Here is a 20,597-nt window from a genome sequence, read left to right as displayed (position 1 = left end):
CCGCCTCTATCTTGTGGTTGTGGTTGTCGAAAGAACGGTGACGGCGGGGCTCGCCCCGACCACCTTTTCAAGCTGCACCGGCCGGTAGCCGATCTGGGTGACCGTGCGTATCAGCATGCCGTAACCCGCCCTTCGGGCTTCGCGCGGTTTGCGCATTGCGCTTGCGGCGCGCAGGAGATGCAGGCCATTGCGAATATTGGCGGCGAGATGGCTGACCTTGCGGCCGCCATCGGTTATGCCGCCATAGATCAGTTTCGGCTGCGGCACGCCCCGGAACGTGCTTCTGACCTCCCTCAGGTCGCCCTCCGGGTTCATGCCCAGTCTCTCGAAGGTCTTGTAGACGGCGCCGGTATAAAGCGGCCTCGTGTGCAGGATCGGCGAGGCATCGATGAAGGCGGCGCGATAGGCCGGTTTTGCCATCATCATGGTCCAGATATCATCCAGCCCCCAGCCGGTCGGCCAACGGGCAAGGATGGGAAGGAGCGTGCGCAGATAATCCGTGCGGATGATCGGGCACATCGGTTCGACATAATTCGAATATCGCAGCGTGAAACCAGGGCAATGCGCCGTGACCGGATAGGAAATATGGCTCGACGGGAGGAGTGACGGCTGGCCTATATCCAGATCGTTCGACGTCATGAGGTCGAACAGGTTCGACAGGCCATTCGGCTCGAACAGCAGGTCGTCATCGGGAAACATGATGTAGTCGTAGCGGTCAAGCAGATCGGGATTGGCCCGCAGGTAGCGACAGGCGCTATCCCATTTCGTGCCGGTGTCGACGGAGAGCGGAAAGTCTCCGTCATCGAGATCCGACTGCTGCTCGTCATAAGTGCTCAGCTGCAGATCCCAGTTTCGCGACGCCTTCGGCTCGACCAGCCAGTTGCGATGCAGCGACAGGCGGCCGACGCGTGCGAATACGAGGTTACGGACTTTGTTGGCGTCAGACATCAGCCCACCTCGATCTCCTGAGGATAGGGAATGGCTTTGAGGAAGGTTCCGCCCTTCTTCTTGTAATCCGCCTGCTGGGCGACGATCTCGTCGGCAAAATTCCAGGGCAGGATGAGCAGATAATCGGTCGGCGCGGTAACCAGCTCCTCGACCGGCCGGATCGGCAAGCGGACGCCGGGCATGAACTTGCCTACCTTGTGGGTGTTGCGGTCCACGACATAGGAGATCGTACCGGCTGGCAGATCGGCATAGTTCAGAAGCGTCGCGCCCTTGGCGGCCGCGCCATAGGCGGCGATCGTCTTGCCTTCTTCACGGAAGGCACCGAGCATCTTCCGCAAGTCATCACGGATGCCGGAAACGCGCAGGCCGAAATCACGGTAGCAATCGAAGCCGGTCAGGCCCATCGCATCTTCTTCCGCCTGCATCTTCTGCAGCCGTTCAGACTTGCCCTCGGTCTTGGAGACCCGCAGACGCAGCGAGCCGCCATGGATATCGAGTTTCTTGGCATCGTTGAGATAAAGCCCATGACGGCCCATCAGCGGTTCGAGGGCTGCCAGCGAATAATAGAAGAAATGCTCGTGGTAGATCGTGTCGAAGGCGCAGGTTTCGATCAGATCCTTGACGTAAGGGAATTCGAATTCGGCAATGCCGTCATCGGCCAGCAGAATGGCGAAACCTTCGACGAAATAGTTGATGTCGTTGACATGGGCGAGCACGTTATTGGCCAGCATGACCGACGCACGCTTGCCTTCGGCAACCAGCTTCGTTGCCACGTCCTTGCCGAAGAAATCGATGACCGTCGGCACGCCGATCTCGATCGCCGCCTTGGCCGGGCCGCCGGCAGGATCGATGCCGAGGACCGGAATGCCGTGCTCGACGAAATTCTTCAAAAGATAACCGTCATTGCTGGCAATCTCGACGACAAGATTGTCGGCTCCCAGACCCCGTTCCTCGATCAGATCGAGTGCGTGTTCGCGGCTATGAGCAAGAAGGGCCGGAATGAAGGACGAGAAATACGGATAATCCTGGCCGAAGAGGATTTCCGGCGGCACATCCTCGCTGACCTGCAAGAGGCCGCATTCTTGGCAGAGCACCACTTCCAGCGGAAACAGCGGCTCCAGAACGCCGAGCTGTTCGGGTTCGAGCAGCGCGTTTGCAAGCGGCTGATTGCCGAGATCGAGGATCGTATCGAGATGATTTCCGCCGCAGGACCTGCAGGCTGTGATACGGCCGGACTTCGGCGTTGATGCTTCCACCTGAATGCTTGCGATAGTCATGGCCGAACCTCCGTGATTAATTCAGCGTTCAAACATAGATCTGCGGCTGCACGTATTCTGGAAAACGGCGCCTTGGCGCGTTCCGCGATATCGAGGAGCGAGCGGTTGCCGTCGCACTGGTTCAGGACCCAGAGCAGGTCCATCTGCGAGGCACCGCCTGCTTCCTTCTGCCCGGCTATGGCGCGATAAAGCCCGCGCCGCCCGAGTTGTGGTTCGCCCCTGCCGTCGACGCGGCGATAGGTGGCATTCCGCTGAAGCAGCTCGATGAGATCCACCAGAAGGTGGAAAGACTGGTCGAGCGCCTCCGATGTGACGAAGTCGCAATTGTCGAGCGAGGTGTGATATTCCGGAAAAGTGCCGTGGATGGCACGCATCAGGCAGCCAACCGGAAGGGCGATACCAGGGGAGCCGTATTGCCGCTCGTCGTATCCATAAGGCGAGAATTCGAGCATTCCGAACGCATGCCCGCTATGCCGCAACACATGCTCGGCCGCGAGATCGACCACCGCGCCGTCGACAGTCTTCTTGTAATGGAACGGTCCATCGTCACCGATGCAGGTCAGGACAAGGCCGTGGGTGATGCGGTCGAGATGATCCTCGTTCTGCGCCAGCCAAGTGATCGCGCCAATGGTGGCCGGCAGGAAGAGGAAACGGATGCCGAAGCGGCGCTTCGGCTGCGCCAGGAAATGTCTTGCGAGCGCAGTGGCAACGACGATGCCGGACAGGTTGTCGTTGGCGAGGCTCGGGTGGCAGACATGCACGGAGATCAGGATCTCCTGATCTGTCTCGCCGGGAATGAGGAACTCGCCATAGGTCAGCGCGCCATCGGCCAGCGCGCTATCGATCTCGACCTCGTAATCCTCGTCCGGCATCGTCTGCCAGAGCGAATGCGGCAAGCAGAAGCCCCAGTTCTCGGCGTAATAGGAGGTGCGGTATGGGATGGCCTCCGGCTGGTCTGGCAGCGTGTGGATATGCGCGGCCAGCTGCCCGCGGGTGAACGTGCCGCGGACGGGCACGCTGTAACCGACGACATGCAGATTGTTATCGGCAAAATCGACGAGCACACGGCCATCGAGCGCCTTGATCGACGCTGCCCGGATGTTCCATTCGCGCGGCACATCCCAGTCGAAGACCTGCGTGCCGGTGGCAACTTCGTGGATATCGAGCGGGATATGCTGCTTCACTGCCTGCAGCGTTGCGCGCACGCCATTCCCCGTCAGGCTGCGTGGCAACGGAAAAAGGGTGCGAAGCAAGGACATCATGTCGAGCGGCGGCAGGATGCCACCGTCGTCATTGCCTGCAGTCTTGAACACACCATCCAGCATCATGCGGCGCTCCGTTGAAGCCAGGGCATTCTCGCCAGAAGATCAGGCCATTCCCGATCCTTGTCGGAGATTTCCGTCACCGGCTCCGGCCATTCGATCGACAGGAGCGGGTCATCGTAACGCGCTCCGTCATAAAGTTCCGGGTAATAGGCATCACCCATCAGGTATTCTACGATCGCGTCCTCGCTCAGCGCCTGAAACCCGTGGGCAAAACCGGCCGGAATGAACAGCATCCTTCCATCGTCGGCACCGAGTTCGACATGGAAGCTCTCTCCCAATGTCTTCGATCCCTCGCGAAGGTCGACGATCACGTCATGGATACGCCCATGACTGCAGCGGACGACCTTGGCATCAGCATGCGGTGCCCTTTGAAAATGCATGCCGCGAACAGCGCCGCGCGTTTTCGTCAGGGACGTATTTCCCTGAATGGGCGTGAACGCGACACCGGCATCATCAAAAAGCTTCGTGCACCATGTGCGGGCAAAACTGCCGCGGCTATCGCCGTGAACCTTCAGATCGATAAGTTTCGCATCCGAGCCGCCGAGAGAGGTGAAGTTCATGACGCCTCCTCAAGCCTGCGGCTACCAGACTTTCCACTCAGCCGAACGGGATGCCCACATCTCGTTAAGCACCGTCTTGTCCCGCAGCGTATCCATCGGGTGCCAGAAGCCACGATGGCGATAAGCCATAAGCTCGCCCTGCTTGGCCAACTCGTCCATGGGACCTCTCTCCCACATCACTTCATCGCCTTCGATCAGCCCGAGCACGGACGGGTTGAGGACGAAGAAACCGCCGCTGATCCAGGTCCCGCCATTCTCTGGCTTCTCATTGAAGGACTGGACGCGCGGATCCTCGTCTTCCAGATACATGGCACCGAACCGGCCGACCGGCTGCACGGCAGTCACGGTTGCGCTTTTGCCGTGGTCCTTGTGGAATTTCAAAAGCGCGGTCAGGTCTATGTCACCGACGCCATCGCCATAGGTCATGAAAAACGGCTCGTTGCCGAGAAGATGCCGAACCCGGGCAAGCCTGCCGCCGGTCATCGTATCTGCGCCCGTATCCGCCAACGTGACGCGCCAATCTTCGCAAGGCGGGTCGAGATAGGTAACTTCCGATGTTGCAAGATCGAAAGTCACGCTCGATCCACGCATACGCAGGTCTTCAAAGAACTTCTTGATCAGATGCCCCTTGTAACCGCAGCACACGATGAAGTCTTTCACGCCATGAGCGGCGTATATCTTCATGATGTGCCAGAGAATTGGCTGTCCGCCTATCTCAACCAAAGGCTTTGGTACAGTCGACGTCTCCTCGGAAAGTCTTGTTCCAAGACCTCCCGCCAAAATTACAGCTTTCATAGTAAAACACGCCACCCGCTCTGTGAGAGCCGCAAATGGATCTCACATTGAAATACTAAGGATACTCGAATGCTGGCAATTTCACGTGATGACCCAAGCAAAACATAAATTAACGGAGCGAGCAAGAGTTTTTATTTATTGTTAAGCTTTAAAGAAGAACTCGACAGTAATAAAAATATCATCCAGACAATTGGGTCAGGTTATCCATCACTCGACAGATATTGATGGCCATCCCGCTTCCGCTGCGACTGCTTTGGCAGCCAGACACCCATCAGACGCCAGAGCCGGAAGCCTTGCCCTTGAGCACGTGACGACGTCAGCGTGCGTCAAACAGCTCAAAGCGGCCACCGCCGAGCTTAAGCCTCAAGCCCAGAGCCAGCAGCGTTACGCCGTAAGCTGCCGCGCCGAAACCTGCAATCAGGACCATCTCAAGGAAATCGGGGATTTCCAGACCGGCGAACTGCATTCGCAACCAATAGACGGCAACGACCATCACGGCGCCGGCCACCGCAACCTTCCACAGATTCCGGATCTGCCGCCGGAACCCGAGATTGAGGAGCTGCCGCAGCTGAAACACGTAATAGGCCCCCATTACGGCGGCCATCAGCAGCCTTGCGTAGATAACGCCCTCGATCGAAAAGAAATAGAAACCGGTTGTGACAGCGATCGTGCGGAGGATGAAATCGATCAGATTTATCCGAAACAGAAGATCCGGACGATCAAGGGCAAGACTAAGAGAAATCAGCGTCTGGAAATAGGGCACCGGCAGCATGGAGATGGACAGCAAGGCCAGATAAGGCGCAGCCTCAGCCCATTTCGGCCCGAGCAGAAGATTAGTGACCAGATCCGCAGTCAGGGCGATGCCGAGCGTGGCAGGCACGCAGATCAGCATGGCGATGCGGATTGCCTTCAGAAATGCCTGGCCGACCCTTGCCCGGTCCGAACTCATCTTCGAAAATGCAGACATCAGAGGCTGCAGAGCCGGGCCGATAAAGCTTTGCGTCGGTATCAACGAAACGTCATTCGCCACCGTATAGCGGCCAAGCAAAGCTTTCGGAACATAGGCGCCGATCATCAGCCGGTCATATTGCCAATTCAGTGCAGACACGACCTGCGAGGCGGTGAACCAGCCCATGAAACCGGCAAAATCGCCAAGACGCCGAAGAGAGAAAGCGGGGCGATAGCGGGCAAAAACATATGACATCATTGTCGTGACGCTTGCCGCGACGACATAGTTGGCGACCAGCGCCCAATAACCGCCCTCCGTATAGACGATGACGATAGCGGCGATCAGGCCGCAGACCTTACTGGTCGTCTCGGCAATAAAGGTCGGACGGAAATCGATATTGCGGGCGAAGTAGACCATTGCCGGACTGTAGAGCCCCTTGACCACCGTGCCGATCGCCAGAATACAGACAACGGGTACCAGTTCCGGATCACCATTGATCCAGGAATATGGCCACGCGCAGCCGATTGTGAGTGCGGCAACAGCGATGCCTCGCAGAACGGCAAGCGTGAAGCCCGTATCCAGATGCTGCTTGTCTATTGTGGGAAGGCGCACGAGCGCCTGGGTAACCGGCACCTCCAATATACTGTCGATAATCAGCACCAGCGCCATGGCCAAAGCCGTGACGCCGAAATCGGCAGGCACGAGCAGGCGCGCCAGGATGAGAAGATTGACAAAGTCGACAACGCGGCCGAACAGGCGCGAGAAGATCAGCCAGGATGCGCCTCTTAGCGTGGCAAATGCAAGCATGGACGACCCAACCCTCAAACAAAAGAGACGTCAGCAAGCCTTCGAGAATAAGGCTCACTTATCTGGAAAACGTCCTTCCGTCCGAAGCGACGAACCGGCACAGAGGACGTCATAAACGCGAATTCAACCTAGTCGAAGCGGAGCGTTTCCGATCGATAAATGCCGACAATGCCGATAAAGAGCGCAAACAGACTTTTCGACTAAATCAACGATACACACAAACAGACGATAATCTATACTGAAATCAAAGATATCTCGAAATACGTCGTGAATTACGAATTATTAAATCTAAATTTATTGCGCATTTCCTGCATTGACACGCCAGTAATTATAGTGCGGATTTGATGTATGTGATATTTATTGAAAGTATTGTCAGCCTCCTAGCCAACTATGAGGGAGAATCGATGCTTGATTCTTACAAGTTGCAGCCGGAAACGGCATCCGAGGCTGACGTCTATGATGCAATCATCCTGGGCGCGGGCATAACCGGCCTCGTTGCTGCATCGGTACTCCTTCGACAAAACAGCGCGCGCATTGCGATTATCGACGAATATCAACACATTGGCGGGAACCACATCGACTGGTCGGCCAATGGCTTCACCTTCGACATCGGCAGCCTGATCTTTCAGGATGACTCTCCACTGCTCAAGCATTTTCCGGAACTGCTCGAACATTACGTTCATATCCATCCGACTTGGGGAAGGCTCAATCCTCAGAGGCAGGTTACGCGCTACCCGATTTCGATCGTTGATGACATCCTTGGCGCCGGGCCGGTTGGCATCTGCCGAATTGTCCTCTCCATCATCCATGCGCGGATCTGGCGCCGTCGGCTGCGCAACGCCAAGGATTTCGCCAGGTTCTGGATCGGCGGCTACCTGCTCAAGCGTTCGGGGCTGGAGAATTATATGGCGCGCTTTTACGGCGTTCCACCCGAACATATCGACCTGGAACTAGCCGAAAAGCGCATGATGTGGATCAAGGAGCACTCGTCGCTGCGAGGCTTGCTCCGGAAAATGCGCCAGAGGAAATTGCCGCATCTAAAGAACAAGCAACTGGCAAGACCGAAGGAAGGCTATGCGGTCCTTTACGAGCCAGCCAAGAAAGGCCTCATCGAAAACGGGGTCACCTTCAGGCTTGGCACGCCGATATCCAAGGTGGCCAAGGACGATGAACAGTTCATCGTAACGCCAGCACAAGGCAAGACAATAGCGGCTGCGCGAGTGATCTCGACCATGCCGATCAACATCATGCTTCGACTTTGCGGGCTGGAACAGGAAAAGTCGCTGGAGACAATCACGCTTATCAGTCTCTATTTCAGCTTCTCGGGCGATCGCGGGTTTACCCAATCCATCCTTTACAACTTCTCCTATGAAGCAGCATGGAAGCGGCTGACGATCTATTCCGATTTCTATGGCCGCAATGACGGCCGCGAATATTTCGCTGTCGAGGTCGTCAGCAACGACACGATCACCAGCATTGAACTTGCAGAAGCGGAATTCAGGGCGCATGTTGCCAGCAACGCCATATTTAACGGCGACCTGAAGCTGGAGGGCGGCCAGGTTCTTAAAAACGCCTACCCGATCTATACGCACGGCGCGCCGGCGGAAGCTGCCCGGCAAATCGATCGGCTGAGACAGTTCGGGATCGAATCCTTCGTACGCCACGGCGCATTCAACTATCAACCTACAGCCAGAGTTTCGACATTGGAAGCGGAACGGGCTTTGGGCTACCGTCACCCGGAACCCGCAGATAATCTGGACCGTCGGGAACGGCACGACAAGAGACTTGAGCTTATTCCATGTAAAAGCGGATAGTAATCAAACATGCGTATCATGCATCTTCTTAACCACACCTACCGGCTGAACGGACATGTCCATGCAGCAGTCGATCTCGCATGCGAGCAAAGAAGGCTCGGTCATGAGGTGTGCATCGCCAGCGGCGGCGGCGATTTCGACGAGCTGCTGGCAAGCAACCATGTAGCAACCCGCATCGTCGATCACGAACGGAGACTGCTGACGGTCGTCCGCTCGGTCGCGACATTGAAACGTCATGTCAACGAGTGGAAACCTGACGTAATCCATGCGCATATGATGACGAGCGCCGTATTGGCCTATCCGGTCTGCAAGCTGTCCGGGATTCCGCTGGTCACCACCGTTCACAATGAATTTGAAAAAAGCGCCATCCTGATGGGGCTCGGCACCCGGGTGATCGCCGTCAGCGAATCCGTCAGTCGCTCCATGCAGCAGCGCGGAATTTCGGCGAAAAAGCTGCATGTCGTGCTCAACGGCACGATCGGCACTGCACGTTTTGCCAACAGGCAAGCGGCTCCTGCCGATCTTGCGCATCCGAGCATCCTATTCGTTGGCGGGTTACACCCGCGCAAGGGGGTCGTGGACCTCATACAGGCGTTCAAGATTGTTCACGCCACATATCCCGCAGCGCGGCTTTTCATCGTCGGCAGCGGCCCTATGGGCGAAGAATACCGGGAACTGGCGAGGCAGACGGGCTGCGGTGACGCAATCACCTTCGTCGGCTCGCTCGACGATCCCTATCCTTACATGCTGGCGGCCGACATATTCGTCCTGCCGTCGCTTGCCGATCCTGCGCCTCTGGTGATTTCCGAGGCGCGCGAGGCGCGCTGCGCCATCATTGGGACAAAGGTCGACGGGATTCCGCAGTTGCTGGAATTCGGCGAAGCCGGCATACTCGTGCCTCCATCGGCACCGGAGATGCTGGCCGCAGCCCTTGCCAACCTCCTTGCCGATCCCGCCACTCTTCGCGAATGGCAGGAAAAGAGCCAGATTCGCATCGACAACCTGACCATAGAACGCGTCGCCCTGGAAACGACGGCGGTCTACCGGTCCGCCATGGCAAAACCGAAATTCATCGGCGCGACGCGTCAGGCTGTCTGATCCATATTTTTCGGCGACCACCCTATCCCGCTCTGAAGCAAGGACGCGGCAGGTTTCACTCACCTGCCCCCACAAACTGTGCCTTTTCGCTTGAGCAGCAGGCCTAGAACCCGAAGCGATCTACATTTCCTCCGACGAAACCTCGCCGACAGCCGCTACAGGCCAGTCGGCAAGCTATTGATTCATCGAATTAATATTTTTACTTTGCCGCGCGACCGATTTTATTTGCAGCGCAGCAATTAAACTTGAATCAATAAATATGAATGCTCTTATTCACATTAATTAATTTTCGTTTAACATGACGCTGCAAATACAATGCAAATAACTCCGACAGATACCCGCTCAGCAGGCATAGTTCAGAATCTATAGTACTGAGGCTAGGTTCGATGATCACGCGTAGCAAGAGTATTGACCAACAGGGCCAGTTAAAAGCGGCAGCAGAGATGGCGTTCAACAAGCTGACGCCGACAATATTCCACGAACAATGGTGGCTGGAAGCTGCCACACGCGGGCGGGTCGATTTCGTCGAGGTGACCGATGGCGGACGAACGGTCGGGCGCCTTCCCTATATGGTCAATTCCCGATACGGCCTGACAAGCAGCAACATGCCGACGCTGACGCATTTTCTCGGCCCCGGCATCGATGACGGCGGCGGCAGCGAAGCCAATCGCTATGTCAAACGCCATTCGATCACGCAGGAACTTATCCGCAAACTCCCGCCGCTTTCATCCTTTCGTCAGAAGATGCATCGCGGCGTATGTGACGCCCTGCCCTTTCAGGCACAGGGCTACAATGTCCAGGTTCAGTTCACTTTCGAAATAGAGCCCTACCCGGACGCCGTGATCTGGAAGGCGATGCGCGACAAGACACGCAATGTCATCCGCCGGGCCGCGGAGAATTTCGACGTTCACGAAAGTTCGGATCCGGAAGCCTTCTTCCACCTTTCTGCGGCACATCTCGAAGAAAAGAGCCTGCAGGCCAATATCGATTTCGGCGTTTGCAAGGAAGTCGCGATCCAGGCGGTGAGTCGCGGACGCGGCCACATCTGGGTCGCACGAGAGAGCGCAACCGGCAGGCCGAAGGCGGCGATTTTCTGTGTCTTCGACAACAGCACTTATTATTACCTGATGTCGACCCGCGCACCGGATGCCGGCAACGGCGTCGTACCGCTTCTGCTCTGGAACGCGATCCAGTCTGCGGCGGCTATGGGCCGTGTCTTCGATTTCGACGGGATCGTCAACGCGGGCTCGATCCTGCTGTTCTCCGGCTTCGGCGGCAAGACATCGCCCCGTTATATCGTTACCAAGGCCAGCATGCCCTATCGCGTGCTGCGACAGATTCGGCGGATGGATTCCTCGGTCACCAACACATTTTGCTGAAATATGGCTGGGGCGCCAGGATTCGAACCTGGGAATGCCGGTACCAAAAACCGGTGCCTTACCGCTTGGCGACGCCCCAACACTTCCGTGACCGCATGAAGATGCCGCACGGCAGGCGCTTCCTCTAGCAAAGCTTTATCCCGCCCTCAACGGCTATCTTCGTTCATCCGGCTATTTTCCTTGCGATAGTTTTTGGAATAAAGCGGGATATGGCGAAGGAAAAGGCTAGCAAGACGCAAGGCATGGCAAGCGATATCGATTTCGACACCGAATTCTCACCGGACTACGGCCATGCCGTTCCGATTGCGCAGGACGTTCAGCGACTGACCGTCAACAATCCCTCCCCCTTCACTTTTTACGGCACCAACAGTTATATCGTCGGCAAATCCTCGCTGGCCGTCATCGATCCCGGCCCCGACAACGAAGCGCATTTCGATGCGCTGATGCGGGCCATCGACGGTCGGGAAGTCAGCCATATCTTCGTCAGCCATACGCACAGAGATCATTCGCCGCTGGCAGCGCGCTTGAAGGACGCCACGGGTGCATTGACGGTAGCAGAAGGCGCACATCGCGCGGCGCGGCCATTGCATGAAGGGGAGATCAATCCTTTTTCGGAAAGCGCCGATACGGATTTCCTGCCGGATATCGCGATTGCCGATGGGCAGGTGATCGAAGGCGATGGATGGGCGCTTTCGGCCATTCACACGCCCGGCCATACGGCGAACCATTCCGTCTTCGCGCTGAAGGATAGCGGCATCGTGTTTTCGGCCGATCACGTGATGGCCTGGGCCACAACGATCGTTGCGCCGCCGGACGGATCCATGGCCGATTTCATGGCCTCTGTCGAAAAGCTGCTGGCCCGCAAGGACAGGATCTATTTTCCCGGCCATGGCGGCCCGGTGCGCGAGCCTGCTTCATTCCTGCGGGGTTTGCGGACCCATCGACGGATGCGGGAGCGAGCCGTGATGGAACGCATTCTGGCCGGCGACAGACTGATCGCCGACATGGTCAAGGCCATCTACGTGAAGACAGATCCCAAGCTGCATGGCGCGGCGGCGCTTTCGGTTCTTGCCCATATCGAAGACCTTCTTGAAAAAGGGAGGGTAGCAACCGATGGGCCACCCTCGCTGCACGGGATCTATCGGCCGGCCTGATAGAATTGCCTGTCGCTTTGCTTACGCAATCCGGTTGCGATTTTAGAGCATTTCCGCCTTTCTTCGAAATGCGAAACGGCTCTATCGCTTTGTTTTAACGCAATTCCGGACGCAAAACCGGTTCCTACTTTTGCTGGAATTGCTCTAGCCGCCTGAGAGCCCGAGCAGTTCCGCGTCGAGGCGGTCGAGAAAATCCTCGGCGATCTCCGCACCGAAACCGAGATCATGCGGCCCATAGCGAGAGACGACACGGATATCGACAAAGGTCGTTTCGGCATCCTCGCGCAAACGGATAACAACATCGAAACGCAATCCGGCAATCAATGTGCGGGTCGCACCCTGCAACACGACCTCGGTCGGATTGCCGACAGCGCCGTCCAGTGATGGTTCGGGCCGTGGCAAAGGCACTGGCGCGATATCCGGGACCGGCGCCTGGTCATCCTTCGGCGCGCTTCGCTCGGTCCGGTCAGGCTCGACCAGCGAAAGCCCGTCGGTCTTTGCAATCGCAATTCTTGCGGATAGGGATGCCTTGCGGACGCCATCATAAACACGGTCAAGCGCACCCTCATACCGCCTGCCGATCAAACCCGGGTAAGCTGCGAACTGGGCACGCCGCTCGCCTGCCTCAGGCACCGGGGGTCTGGGAAGCCAGCGCTGGGCGAAATGCAATTCGGAGATAAAAGCCGGCGGATCAGCCAGATCGGTGGAAATGTCGTAGATTGCCGGCTTGGTATAATATTGCACGGCCCCATAAATGACTGTCCCAAGCGGCAATGCCGCATAGATCAGCCCCTTCGTGGCCGCAACGCCACCATCGGCCCCGACCTGCCATAAGCGGACAAGGCCAACGAGCGAAAGCGGCAGGGACACGGCTGCGATTGCTGCGGACAGGAACAGAAGCGCCAGGAAATCCGGTTCGCTCAACGGGCCGAAACGATGGGCAAGAGCCACAATCACGAACAGCAGCAATGCCGACAAAGCCAACCGCCGGCCAAGATAGGCGGATTGGGAAACGGGCCGGACGAAACGGACAGTCATTTTGCGGCGCAAGCTCCGGACGAAACAATCAAGCCTGTGTAGGACAGGTGTCGGAAGAATGGAATCTCAAAGCATCGTGGGCCACTGCCGACGCCTTCCGCTGCCGGTTTTTCCACCTCGATTTTTTTCATGCCCCGCGCATTTTATCGTCGAATGCTCTACATACCTGTTCGCGGCTCGTCCGTGCGACCTGATGGAGCATGACCATGCGTCTTTCCCGAATTCTCATTCCCTCGGCACTGCTTCTCATTCTGGCCTCATGCCAGACGATGACGCCGGAGGAGCGGCGAGCGGCCGACGAGCGCACATGCGCAGGCTACGGTTTTCGCGCCAAAACGGATGCCATGGCGCAATGCCTGCTCGATCTGGAACTCGACCGACGCGCACAGACCCGCTCGATGATGGAACGCAACGACCAGATGTTCTGGCGCCCGCCGATCGTGGTCGAACGGCGCGTGATCGTGCACAGGCCGTAAGACCCGCTACTGCCTGTACTGCAACTCTATCCTGATCCCTTCCGGGCCATAGACGAATATCTGGCCGATACCTGCACCGGGTATCTCATCGTGTTCGAGACGATAACCGGTGGCCTTTGCCCGGCTGATCGCATCATCCCGATCAAAAAAGGCGAAGGCTGCGTGGTTGAGCATGCCTTGCGGAAAATCGTCATCGCGCTCCACGACATTGAGGTGAATGGCCGGATGGCCTTCGAGATAGAGCCAGTGGCCCGGCATGCCGAAAGGCGGGCGATACCCCTCCTCCACGCCGAGAAGCGTCGTCAAAAAATCGATCATCACAGCCGCATCGCGGGTGTGGATGTTGACATGATCGAGATTCGGCATCCGCCCCTCCCCAGGTTTTCCCCCGGGGGCATACTAACATGAGCGGCCAAGCTCACGCCATCCTCAGCGCCCTTCCCCACTGAAGGGTCAGGCGTTGCGCTTGGCGATAGCGGCCTGGGCTGCCGCGAGGCGCGCTACCGGCACCCGGAAGGGCGAGCAGGACACATAGTCGAGATCGGCATTCTCGCAGAAATGGATCGATGCCGGATCGCCGCCATGTTCGCCGCAGATGCCCATCTTGAGATCGGGCTTGGTCTTTCGCCCGCGCTCGGCGGCAATCTGGATCAGTTCGCCGACGCCATCGAAATCAAGCGAGACGAAGGGGTCGTGCTCGATGATCCCTTTTCGCTGATAGGTCGGGATGAAGGTTGCCGCGTCATCGCGCGACATGCCGAATGTGGTCTGCGTCAGGTCGTTGGTGCCGAAGGAAAAGAATTCGGCGGTTTCGGCAATCACATGGGCGCGGATCGCGGCGCGCGGCAGCTCGATCATCGTGCCGGCCAGATAACCGATCTGCATGCCGGTCTCTTTCCAGACAGCATCGGCGACGGCATCGATGACGCCCCTGACATAGTCGAGTTCGGCTCTGAGACTGACGAGCGGCACGAGGATTTCCAGTTCCACCGGCTCGCCGGTTGCCTTGGCCGCCTCGGTTGCGGCCTCGAAAATGGCGCGCGCCTGCATTTCGGCGATCTCGGGATAGGAGATTGCAAGGCGACAGCCGCGATGGCCGAGCATCGGGTTGAATTCGTGGATCGCATCGATGCGCCGGGCAAGAAAGTCGGGAGACATGCCCATGGCACGGGCGACATCGTCGATCTCGGCTTCCGTCTTGGGCAGGAATTCATGCAGCGGCGGATCGAGCAGGCGGATGGTTACCGGCAGGCCGTGCATGATGGTGAAAAGCTCGGTGAAATCAGAACGTTGCAGCGGCAGGAGTTTTGCCAGAGCAGCACGGCGCGCCGCCTCGTCTTCTGCAAGGATCATCTCGCGCATCGCGTGGATGCGGTCACCTTCGAAGAACATGTGCTCGGTGCGGCAAAGACCGATACCTTCCGCCCCGAAGGAGCGGGCCGAGCGCGCATCCTGAGGGGTGTCGGCATTGGTGCGGACCTGCATCCGGCGCGCCTTATCGGCCCAGGCCATCAGCTTGCCGAAATCGCCGGAGAGTTCCGGCTGCTGCATGGCGACGCGGCCCTTGAGGATCTGGCCGGATGAACCGTCAACGGTGACGATATCGCCTTTTCTGAGCGTCACGCCACCGGCTCCGGTCAGGGTTTCGTTGCGCAGATCGACCCGCATCGAGCCAGCGCCTACGACGCAGGGGATGCCCATCCCGCGCGCGACGACCGCCGCGTGGCTGGTCATGCCGCCGCGTGTCGTCAAGATTGCTTCGGCCGCGTGCATGCCGTGAATGTCTTCCGGGCTGGTCTCGATGCGCACGAGCACGACACGCTTGCCTTCGGCTTCGGCCGCAACCGCCTGTTCGGCGGTGAAAACGATCTCGCCGGTCGCCGCTCCCGGCGAAGCCGGAAGGCCGGAGCCGATCTGGTGACGGGGAACGCGCGGATCGATGGTCGGGTGCAGCAACTGATCCAGCGACGGCGGGTCGATGCGACAGACCGCCTGTTCTTCCGAGATCAGCCCTTCCTCGACCATTTCCACGGCAACCCGCATGGCGGCCTTGGTCGTACGCTTTCCCGTACGCGTCTGCAGCATCCAGAGTTTTCCGCGCTCGACGGTGAACTCCACATCCTGCAGGTCCTGATAATGCTGTTCGAGACGATCGCAGATGCCGCGGAATTCCTGAAACGCTTCGGGCATCAGCTTTTCCATCGACGGCTTTTCAGAGCCGGATGCAAGCCTGCCTTCCTCGGTGATCGACTGGGGCGTGCGGATGCCGGCGACGACATCCTCGCCTTGTGCATTGGCGAGAAACTCACCGTAAAGTGCCTTTTCGCCGGTGGATGGATTGCGGGTAAAGGCAACGCCGGTGGCAGAAGTCGAACCGAGATTGCCGAAGACCATGGCCTGGACGTTGACGGCCGTGCCCCAGGTTTCGGGGATGCGATGGAGCGTGCGGTAGGTCACGGCGCGGGCGTTGTGCCAGCTGGAGAAAACCGCTGCGATCGCCTTCCAGAGCTGGACATGCGGGTCCTGCGGAAAACTCTCGTCCAGTTCGTCCTCGATCAGGCGCTTGTAGAGCGTGACGATATGCTGCCATTCGACGGCCGACAGATCGGTATCGTGCTGGCGACCGAGGCGGCCCTTCTCGTCTTCCAGCACCTCTTCGAAGATTTCGTTGTCGAGGCCCATGACGACATCGGCATACATCTGGATGAAGCGACGATAGCTGTCCCAGGCAAAACGGGCGTCTCCGGCATCATGGCCGAGCGCCTGCACCGTTTCGTCGTTGAGGCCAAGATTGAGGACCGTATCCAGCATGCCGGGCATGGAGGCGCGCGATCCGGAACGGACGGAAAGAAGCAGTGGCCTTTCACTGCCGCCGAAGATGCGTCCGGTTTCCTTTTCAACCGCTTTCAGCCCGGCCAGAACATCAGCCTTCAGGTCGTCGCAGATCTTTTTGCCATTGTGGAAAAATTCGTGGCAGCAGTCACAGGTAATGGTCAGCCCCGGAGGGACCGGCAAGCCAAGGCTCGCCATTTCGGCGAGATGTGCCCCCTTGCCGCCCAGCAATGCGATATCCACCGCGCCGCCTTCTGCCTTACCACCGCCGAACCAGTAAACCCGTTTTGCCATTCCTGCCTCCCCGCGCATTTTTCTCTGAAATTCAGAGCTTTTGCAACAGCTTGGGAAATCATGGAGGCAGGATTATGTGCGCTGCAGCATTATGCAACAGGCAATTTGGCGCAATTTGGAGGTAAGCCCGAAGACGGGAGAGATAAAAGCTTTGCGGGGCCGGATCACACTCGGCCCCGCAAAGCCTTCCGCGTAGGACAGGAAACCCACGCGGGGGGTACATATTCGCCGAATGGCCTTTGCGCCCAAAGACGCCCCCCAGCCCCCGCCGAATCCGTAATTCTGCATAGCCATATACCACATCCCGCGCATCCCCTATATGGGTGAAACAACGTATATGTGACTACAATCAATTATGGCGCAAAAAACTCTCGTTTTTTTAGCTCGCCTCACGCAGCAGCTCGGCGGTCTGGAGATCGACCGAAACCAGCTGGGAAACACCCTGCTCCGCCATTGTCACGCCGAAGAGCCGGTTCATGCGTGCCATGGTGATCGGATTATGGGTGATGATGACGAAGCGAGTCTCGGTCGAGGCCGCCATTTCATCCATAAGGTTACAGTAGCGCTCGACATTGTGGTCGTCGAGCGGCGCATCCACTTCGTCCAGAACGCAGATCGGAGCGGGATTGGTAAGGAAGACGGCGAAGATCAGCGCCATCGCCGTCAATGCCTGTTCGCCGCCTGAGAGAAGCGTCATCGTCTGCGGCTTCTTGCCGGGTGGGCGGGCGAGGATTTCAAGCCCGGCTTCCAGCGGATCCTCGGATTCGATCAGCTGCAATTCTGCCGTACCGCCGCCGAAAAGGTGGGTGAACAAGCGCTGAAACTGGGTGTTGACCACATCGAAAGCGGCAATCAGGCGCTCGCGACCTTCCTTGTTGAGGCTCTGGATGGCACCACGCAGCTTGCGGATCGCGTCGACCACGTCGTCGCGCTCGCGGATGAGCGTCGCAAGCTTGTCGGAAAGTTCCTTCTGCTCCTCGTCGGCACGCAGATTGACGGCGCCGAGCCGCTCGCGCTCCATTTTCAGGCGGTCGACCTCGCGTTCGATGGCGCGGATATCCGGAACAGGCTGGCCCGGCTGCAGGCCGGTGAGGCGCAGGACTTCCGGCGGCGAGACATTCAAGGCCTCGCGAATACGCTGTTCGCTCTCGTGGCGCCTTTCGGCTGCGGAAACCAGTCGCTCCTCGGCACGCCCGCGTTTTTCGCGCACATCGGCAAGCTCAGAAAGAGCGGTTGCGGCACGCTGGTCCGCTTCGCGCTGGCGAGTTTCAGCAATGACCAGTTCGTCAGCTGCGAGTTTTCGCGCATTCTCCGCCTTTTGCAGTTCGGACATCAGGCTGCGGCGACGATCGTCGACCTCTTCGGGCGCGGCTTCCAGCTCGACGATCTCGTCACGCGCCTCTTCCTCGCGCTCGCGCAGGCTGTCGACATGGGCGGCGGCGCTATCGGCGCGGGCCTTCCAGGACGAGCGTTCCTGGGCGATGGCAGCGATACGGCGCTTGCGGGCTTCGAGTTCCCGGCTCAGGCCTTCGTAGCGGGCACGCGCTTCGGCCAGCCGGCCACGATCGGTTGCAACAGCGGCCTGCTGGTCACGCAGGCGATTGTCGAGATCCGACAGGTCCGGGGCATTTTCGAGTTCGATACGGGCGTTTTCGCCCTGAACATCGACATCCTCAATCTGCGTATCGACCTGATTGAGCGCCTCGGTGACCACATCGCGGCGACGCATGAGATCGCCTGAGGCGCGTTCCGCAGCGGCCAGCGCCTCACGGGCATCGGCAACCTGACGTGTAGCAAGCCGCACCCGGTCGCGAGCATCGGCTAGCAGCCGCTCGCTCGTTGCGATCTCGGCGACGGCATCCGCGAGCAGGCTTTCGCATTCGGCCAGAACATCCCGGGCTTCGTCGATCTCGGCTTCGAGTTCGGAAAGGCGGTTCTTCTGCGACAGGCGCAGTGCAGCCGCTCCGGGCGCTTCCGATCCAGTGACATGGCCATCCCAGCGATAGACAGCACCCTCTTTGGTCACAAGCCGCTGGCCGGGCTTCAGCGATGCCATCAGGCTCTGCGCGTTACCGGCAGAGGCGATCCCGATCTGCGCTAATGCGCGGGTAAGTTCCGGCGGGGCCGTAACACGGGCCGACAGCGGCTCAACGCCATCCGGCAGGCGCGGATCGTCGGAGCTGTCACCGGTCACCGACCAATAACTGGGGGCCGCGTCATCGACCGGGCTTTCGAGATCGTCCCCGAGAGCTGCACCAAGTGCCGCCTCGTAACCGCGCTCGACATGGATCATTTCGGCAACCGGTACGTAGTCGCCTGAGGCGGCGCCGGCAGCGAGCATCTTCCTGATCGTGCGGGCTTCGGTCTCCAGCCCGTTGACCTTGGTCTTTGCATCCTCCACCGGACGGCGCGCGGAGACTTCCGCAGAGCGGGTGGAGTTGAGTGCGGCTTCGGCCTCTTCGGCAGCGGCAGTAGCATCCTCCAGCGCCATCTCGGCGGCTTCGACCAGTTCCGCCTTTTCCTCCGGGTCATCGAGTGCGCCGAGCCGTTCGGAAACGGCATCGAGTTCGGCCGCCGCATCCTGCCGCTGGCGATCGAGGCGCTGGCGACGTTCTGAAAGATCACGGATCAGACGTTCGAGCTGGTTGCGACCGGCGGCGGCTTCGGCGCGCTCACCGGTGATCGTCGCCAGCAGTTGCTCGCTCTCAGTAAGGGCTGCGCCTGCCGCCTCGAATGCTTCGCCGAGATCGGCGCTTTCCGCACCACTATCGGCCAGCATGTCGTTCAGCTCGGCTTCTTCCTCGTCCAGTTTTTCAAGGAAAGACGTATTGTCGGCGGCGAGCTGTTCCTCGCGGCGAATGTCTTCGGCCAGTTGCGCCAGGCGCCGGGTCAGCTCGTCGCGGCGCTTGAGCAGTCGCCCGGCCTCCTCTTCCAGCTGGCTTCGAGCGATCTGCAGGCGCTGCAGGGCGGCACCGGCTTTCGCCTCCTCCTCGCGCAGTTCCGGCAGTTTGAGGCTGGCGACGGCCTGATCCTTGGCCGCTTCCATCTGACTTTGAGCCTTTTCGGCAACCGTGACGGTGATCTGGTTGAGCGCGGTCTGGGCTTCCAGTTCAGCCTGCTCGGCCTCGACCCAGCGGATATGCAGAAGCATCGCCTCGCGGGCGCGGATATCGGCGGAAAGCGACTTGAAGCGGTTTGCCTGTCGGGCCTGACGTTTCAGGCTTTCGATCTGGCTTTCCAGCTGGACGACGACATCTTCGAGACGCTCGAGATTGGTCTCGGCGGCGCGCAGGCGAAGTTCCGCCTCGTGGCGGCGCGAATGCAGGCCGGAGATGCCGGCGGCCTCTTCCAGCAATTGCCGGCGAGCCTGCGGCTTGGCGTTGATGAGTTCGCCGATCCTGCCCTGCCCGACCATGGAGGGCGAGCGGGCGCCGGTCGAGGCATCTGCGAAAAGAAGCTGCACATCCTTGGCACGACTTTCCTTGCCATTGATGCGGTAGACGGAACCGTTTTCGCGCTCGATCCGACGGGTGACCTGGATCTCGTCGGCGTCGTTAAAAGCTGCCGGTGCTGTACGATCGGAATTGTCGAGATAGAGGCCGACTTCGGCGGTGTTGCGGGCCGGTCGATTGCCGGAGCCGGAGAAGATGACGTCGTCCATGCCGGACGCGCGCATGTTCTTGTAGGAATTTTCGCCCATCACCCAGCGCAGCGCTTCGACAAGATTGGACTTGCCGCAGCCGTTCGGCCCGACCACTCCGGTCAGGCCGCGCTCGATGAAAAATTCGGTCGGTTCGACAAAGGACTTGAAACCGACGAGGCGCAGCTTGTTGAACTTCATGCTGCGCCCC

General features: G+C 59.0%; 15 protein-coding genes and 1 tRNA gene. 5 read left to right on the top strand and 11 right to left on the bottom strand.

The features are described from left to right. Window positions 1–6: 6 nt before the first annotated feature. The 6 genes from JZX87_RS05200 to JZX87_RS05175 all read right to left on the bottom strand — a co-directional run bounded on the left by JZX87_RS05200 (window position 7) and on the right by JZX87_RS05175 (window position 6,661). The gene (locus JZX87_RS05200) at window positions 7–948 is read right to left on the bottom strand and encodes a DUF707 domain-containing protein (RefSeq protein WP_206824314.1); all 942 of its coding nucleotides are present in this window, start codon (window positions 946–948) and stop codon (window positions 7–9) included. Continuing rightward, window positions 948–2,225, bottom strand: coding sequence for a class I SAM-dependent methyltransferase (locus JZX87_RS05195; RefSeq protein WP_206824311.1), 1,278 nt, complete (start codon window positions 2,223–2,225; stop codon window positions 948–950). The genes JZX87_RS05200 and JZX87_RS05195 overlap by 1 nt, the downstream gene beginning before the upstream one ends. Beyond that, window positions 2,222–3,553 (bottom strand): DUF4910 domain-containing protein, encoded by a 1,332-nt coding sequence (locus JZX87_RS05190; protein ID WP_353654161.1) that lies wholly within the window; start codon window positions 3,551–3,553, stop codon window positions 2,222–2,224. Before JZX87_RS05190 ends, JZX87_RS05195 begins: the two co-directional genes overlap by 4 nt. Beyond that, a complete protein-coding gene (rfbC, locus tag JZX87_RS05185) occupies window positions 3,550–4,110 on the bottom strand; it encodes a dTDP-4-dehydrorhamnose 3,5-epimerase (protein ID WP_206824309.1) in 561 nt (186 codons plus the stop codon). Before rfbC ends, JZX87_RS05190 begins: the two co-directional genes overlap by 4 nt. Before the next feature lie 21 nt (window positions 4,111–4,131). After that, a complete protein-coding gene (gene rfbF / locus JZX87_RS05180; protein ID WP_148144048.1) occupies window positions 4,132–4,905 on the bottom strand; it encodes a glucose-1-phosphate cytidylyltransferase in 774 nt (257 codons plus the stop codon). Window positions 4,906–5,221: 316 nt separating this feature from the next. Next, entirely contained in the window at window positions 5,222–6,661 is a 1,440-nt protein-coding gene (locus JZX87_RS05175; RefSeq protein WP_183822900.1) for a lipopolysaccharide biosynthesis protein, read from the bottom strand. Window positions 6,662–7,065: 404 nt separating this feature from the next. Between JZX87_RS05175 and JZX87_RS05170 the strand changes: the two genes are divergently transcribed. The 3 genes from JZX87_RS05170 (at window position 7,066) to JZX87_RS05160 (ending at window position 10,952) form a co-directional block, all read left to right on the top strand. Next, window positions 7,066–8,475: an FAD-dependent oxidoreductase gene (locus JZX87_RS05170; RefSeq protein ID WP_206824306.1), complete on the top strand. Its 1,410-nt coding sequence runs from the start codon at window positions 7,066–7,068 to the stop codon at window positions 8,473–8,475. 9 nt (window positions 8,476–8,484) lie between these two features. Continuing rightward, window positions 8,485–9,573, top strand: a complete 1,089-nt coding sequence (locus JZX87_RS05165; RefSeq protein WP_148144051.1) for a glycosyltransferase family 4 protein — start codon at window positions 8,485–8,487, stop codon at window positions 9,571–9,573. Between the two features lie 386 nt (window positions 9,574–9,959). Further along, window positions 9,960–10,952, top strand: a complete 993-nt coding sequence (locus tag JZX87_RS05160; RefSeq protein ID WP_246435931.1) for a GNAT family N-acetyltransferase — start codon at window positions 9,960–9,962, stop codon at window positions 10,950–10,952. Window positions 10,953–10,956: 4 nt separating this feature from the next. Here the strand turns inward: JZX87_RS05160 and JZX87_RS05155 are convergent. Continuing rightward, window positions 10,957–11,031 (bottom strand) — tRNA-Gln (locus tag JZX87_RS05155). A 163-nt stretch (window positions 11,032–11,194) separates the two neighbouring features. Between JZX87_RS05155 and JZX87_RS05150 the strand changes: the two genes are divergently transcribed. After that, window positions 11,195–12,106 (top strand): MBL fold metallo-hydrolase, encoded by a 912-nt coding sequence (locus JZX87_RS05150; protein WP_206824575.1) that lies wholly within the window; start codon window positions 11,195–11,197, stop codon window positions 12,104–12,106. 144 nt (window positions 12,107–12,250) lie between these two features. Here JZX87_RS05150 and JZX87_RS05145 read toward each other — a convergent pair whose 3' ends face one another. Further along, the gene (locus tag JZX87_RS05145) at window positions 12,251–13,144 is read right to left on the bottom strand and encodes a DUF1499 domain-containing protein (protein ID WP_206824304.1); all 894 of its coding nucleotides are present in this window, start codon (window positions 13,142–13,144) and stop codon (window positions 12,251–12,253) included. Window positions 13,145–13,350: 206 nt separating this feature from the next. Between JZX87_RS05145 and JZX87_RS05140 the strand changes: the two genes are divergently transcribed. Continuing rightward, a complete protein-coding gene (locus JZX87_RS05140) occupies window positions 13,351–13,620 on the top strand; it encodes a hypothetical protein (protein WP_183822906.1) in 270 nt (89 codons plus the stop codon). A 6-nt stretch (window positions 13,621–13,626) separates the two neighbouring features. Here JZX87_RS05140 and JZX87_RS05135 read toward each other — a convergent pair whose 3' ends face one another. From JZX87_RS05135 to JZX87_RS05125, 3 genes are all read right to left on the bottom strand, one after another. Next, window positions 13,627–13,986: a VOC family protein gene (locus JZX87_RS05135; protein ID WP_206824302.1), complete on the bottom strand. Its 360-nt coding sequence runs from the start codon at window positions 13,984–13,986 to the stop codon at window positions 13,627–13,629. Between the two features lie 87 nt (window positions 13,987–14,073). Next, window positions 14,074–16,746 carry a pyruvate, phosphate dikinase gene (gene ppdK / locus JZX87_RS05130; protein ID WP_206824300.1) on the bottom strand — a complete coding sequence of 891 codons (2,673 nt, stop codon included), beginning with the start codon at window positions 16,744–16,746 and terminating at the stop codon, window positions 14,074–14,076. Between the two features lie 379 nt (window positions 16,747–17,125). Continuing rightward, window positions 17,126–20,587, bottom strand: a complete 3,462-nt coding sequence (locus JZX87_RS05125) for a chromosome segregation SMC family protein (RefSeq protein ID WP_206824299.1) — start codon at window positions 20,585–20,587, stop codon at window positions 17,126–17,128. Window positions 20,588–20,597: the final 10 nt, after the last annotated feature.

This window comes from Agrobacterium sp. Ap1 (genome assembly GCF_017313375.1).
Classification (GTDB): domain Bacteria; phylum Pseudomonadota; class Alphaproteobacteria; order Rhizobiales; family Rhizobiaceae; genus Neorhizobium; species Neorhizobium cellulosilyticum.
This window is presented reverse-complemented; position numbering and strand designations above follow the sequence as displayed.

Bases quoted from the DNA above. Each gene is read 5' to 3' on its own strand.
- JZX87_RS05145 (WP_206824304.1), bottom strand. From the start codon at position 13,144: ATGACTGTCCGTTTCGTCCGGCCCGTTTCCCAATCCGCCTATCTTGGC.
- JZX87_RS05195 (WP_206824311.1), bottom strand. From the start codon at position 2,225: ATGACTATCGCAAGCATTCAGGTGGAAGCATCAACGCCGAAGTCCGGC.
- JZX87_RS05135 (WP_206824302.1), bottom strand. From the start codon at position 13,986: ATGCCGAATCTCGATCATGTCAACATCCACACCCGCGATGCGGCTGTG.
- JZX87_RS05190 (WP_353654161.1), bottom strand. From the start codon at position 3,553: ATGATGCTGGATGGTGTGTTCAAGACTGCAGGCAATGACGACGGTGGC.
- JZX87_RS05200 (WP_206824314.1), bottom strand. From the start codon at position 948: ATGTCTGACGCCAACAAAGTCCGTAACCTCGTATTCGCACGCGTCGGC.
- JZX87_RS05165 (WP_148144051.1), top strand. From the start codon at position 8,485: ATGCGTATCATGCATCTTCTTAACCACACCTACCGGCTGAACGGACAT.
- JZX87_RS05175 (WP_183822900.1), bottom strand. From the start codon at position 6,661: ATGCTTGCATTTGCCACGCTAAGAGGCGCATCCTGGCTGATCTTCTCG.
- JZX87_RS05170 (WP_206824306.1), top strand. From the start codon at position 7,066: ATGCTTGATTCTTACAAGTTGCAGCCGGAAACGGCATCCGAGGCTGAC.
- JZX87_RS05140 (WP_183822906.1), top strand. From the start codon at position 13,351: ATGCGTCTTTCCCGAATTCTCATTCCCTCGGCACTGCTTCTCATTCTG.
- JZX87_RS05125 (WP_206824299.1), bottom strand. From the start codon at position 20,587: ATGAAGTTCAACAAGCTGCGCCTCGTCGGTTTCAAGTCCTTTGTCGAA.
- JZX87_RS05160 (WP_246435931.1), top strand. From the start codon at position 9,960: ATGATCACGCGTAGCAAGAGTATTGACCAACAGGGCCAGTTAAAAGCG.
- rfbF (WP_148144048.1), bottom strand. From the start codon at position 4,905: ATGAAAGCTGTAATTTTGGCGGGAGGTCTTGGAACAAGACTTTCCGAG.
- ppdK (WP_206824300.1), bottom strand. From the start codon at position 16,746: ATGGCAAAACGGGTTTACTGGTTCGGCGGTGGTAAGGCAGAAGGCGGC.
- JZX87_RS05150 (WP_206824575.1), top strand. From the start codon at position 11,195: ATGGCAAGCGATATCGATTTCGACACCGAATTCTCACCGGACTACGGC.
- rfbC (WP_206824309.1), bottom strand. From the start codon at position 4,110: ATGAACTTCACCTCTCTCGGCGGCTCGGATGCGAAACTTATCGATCTG.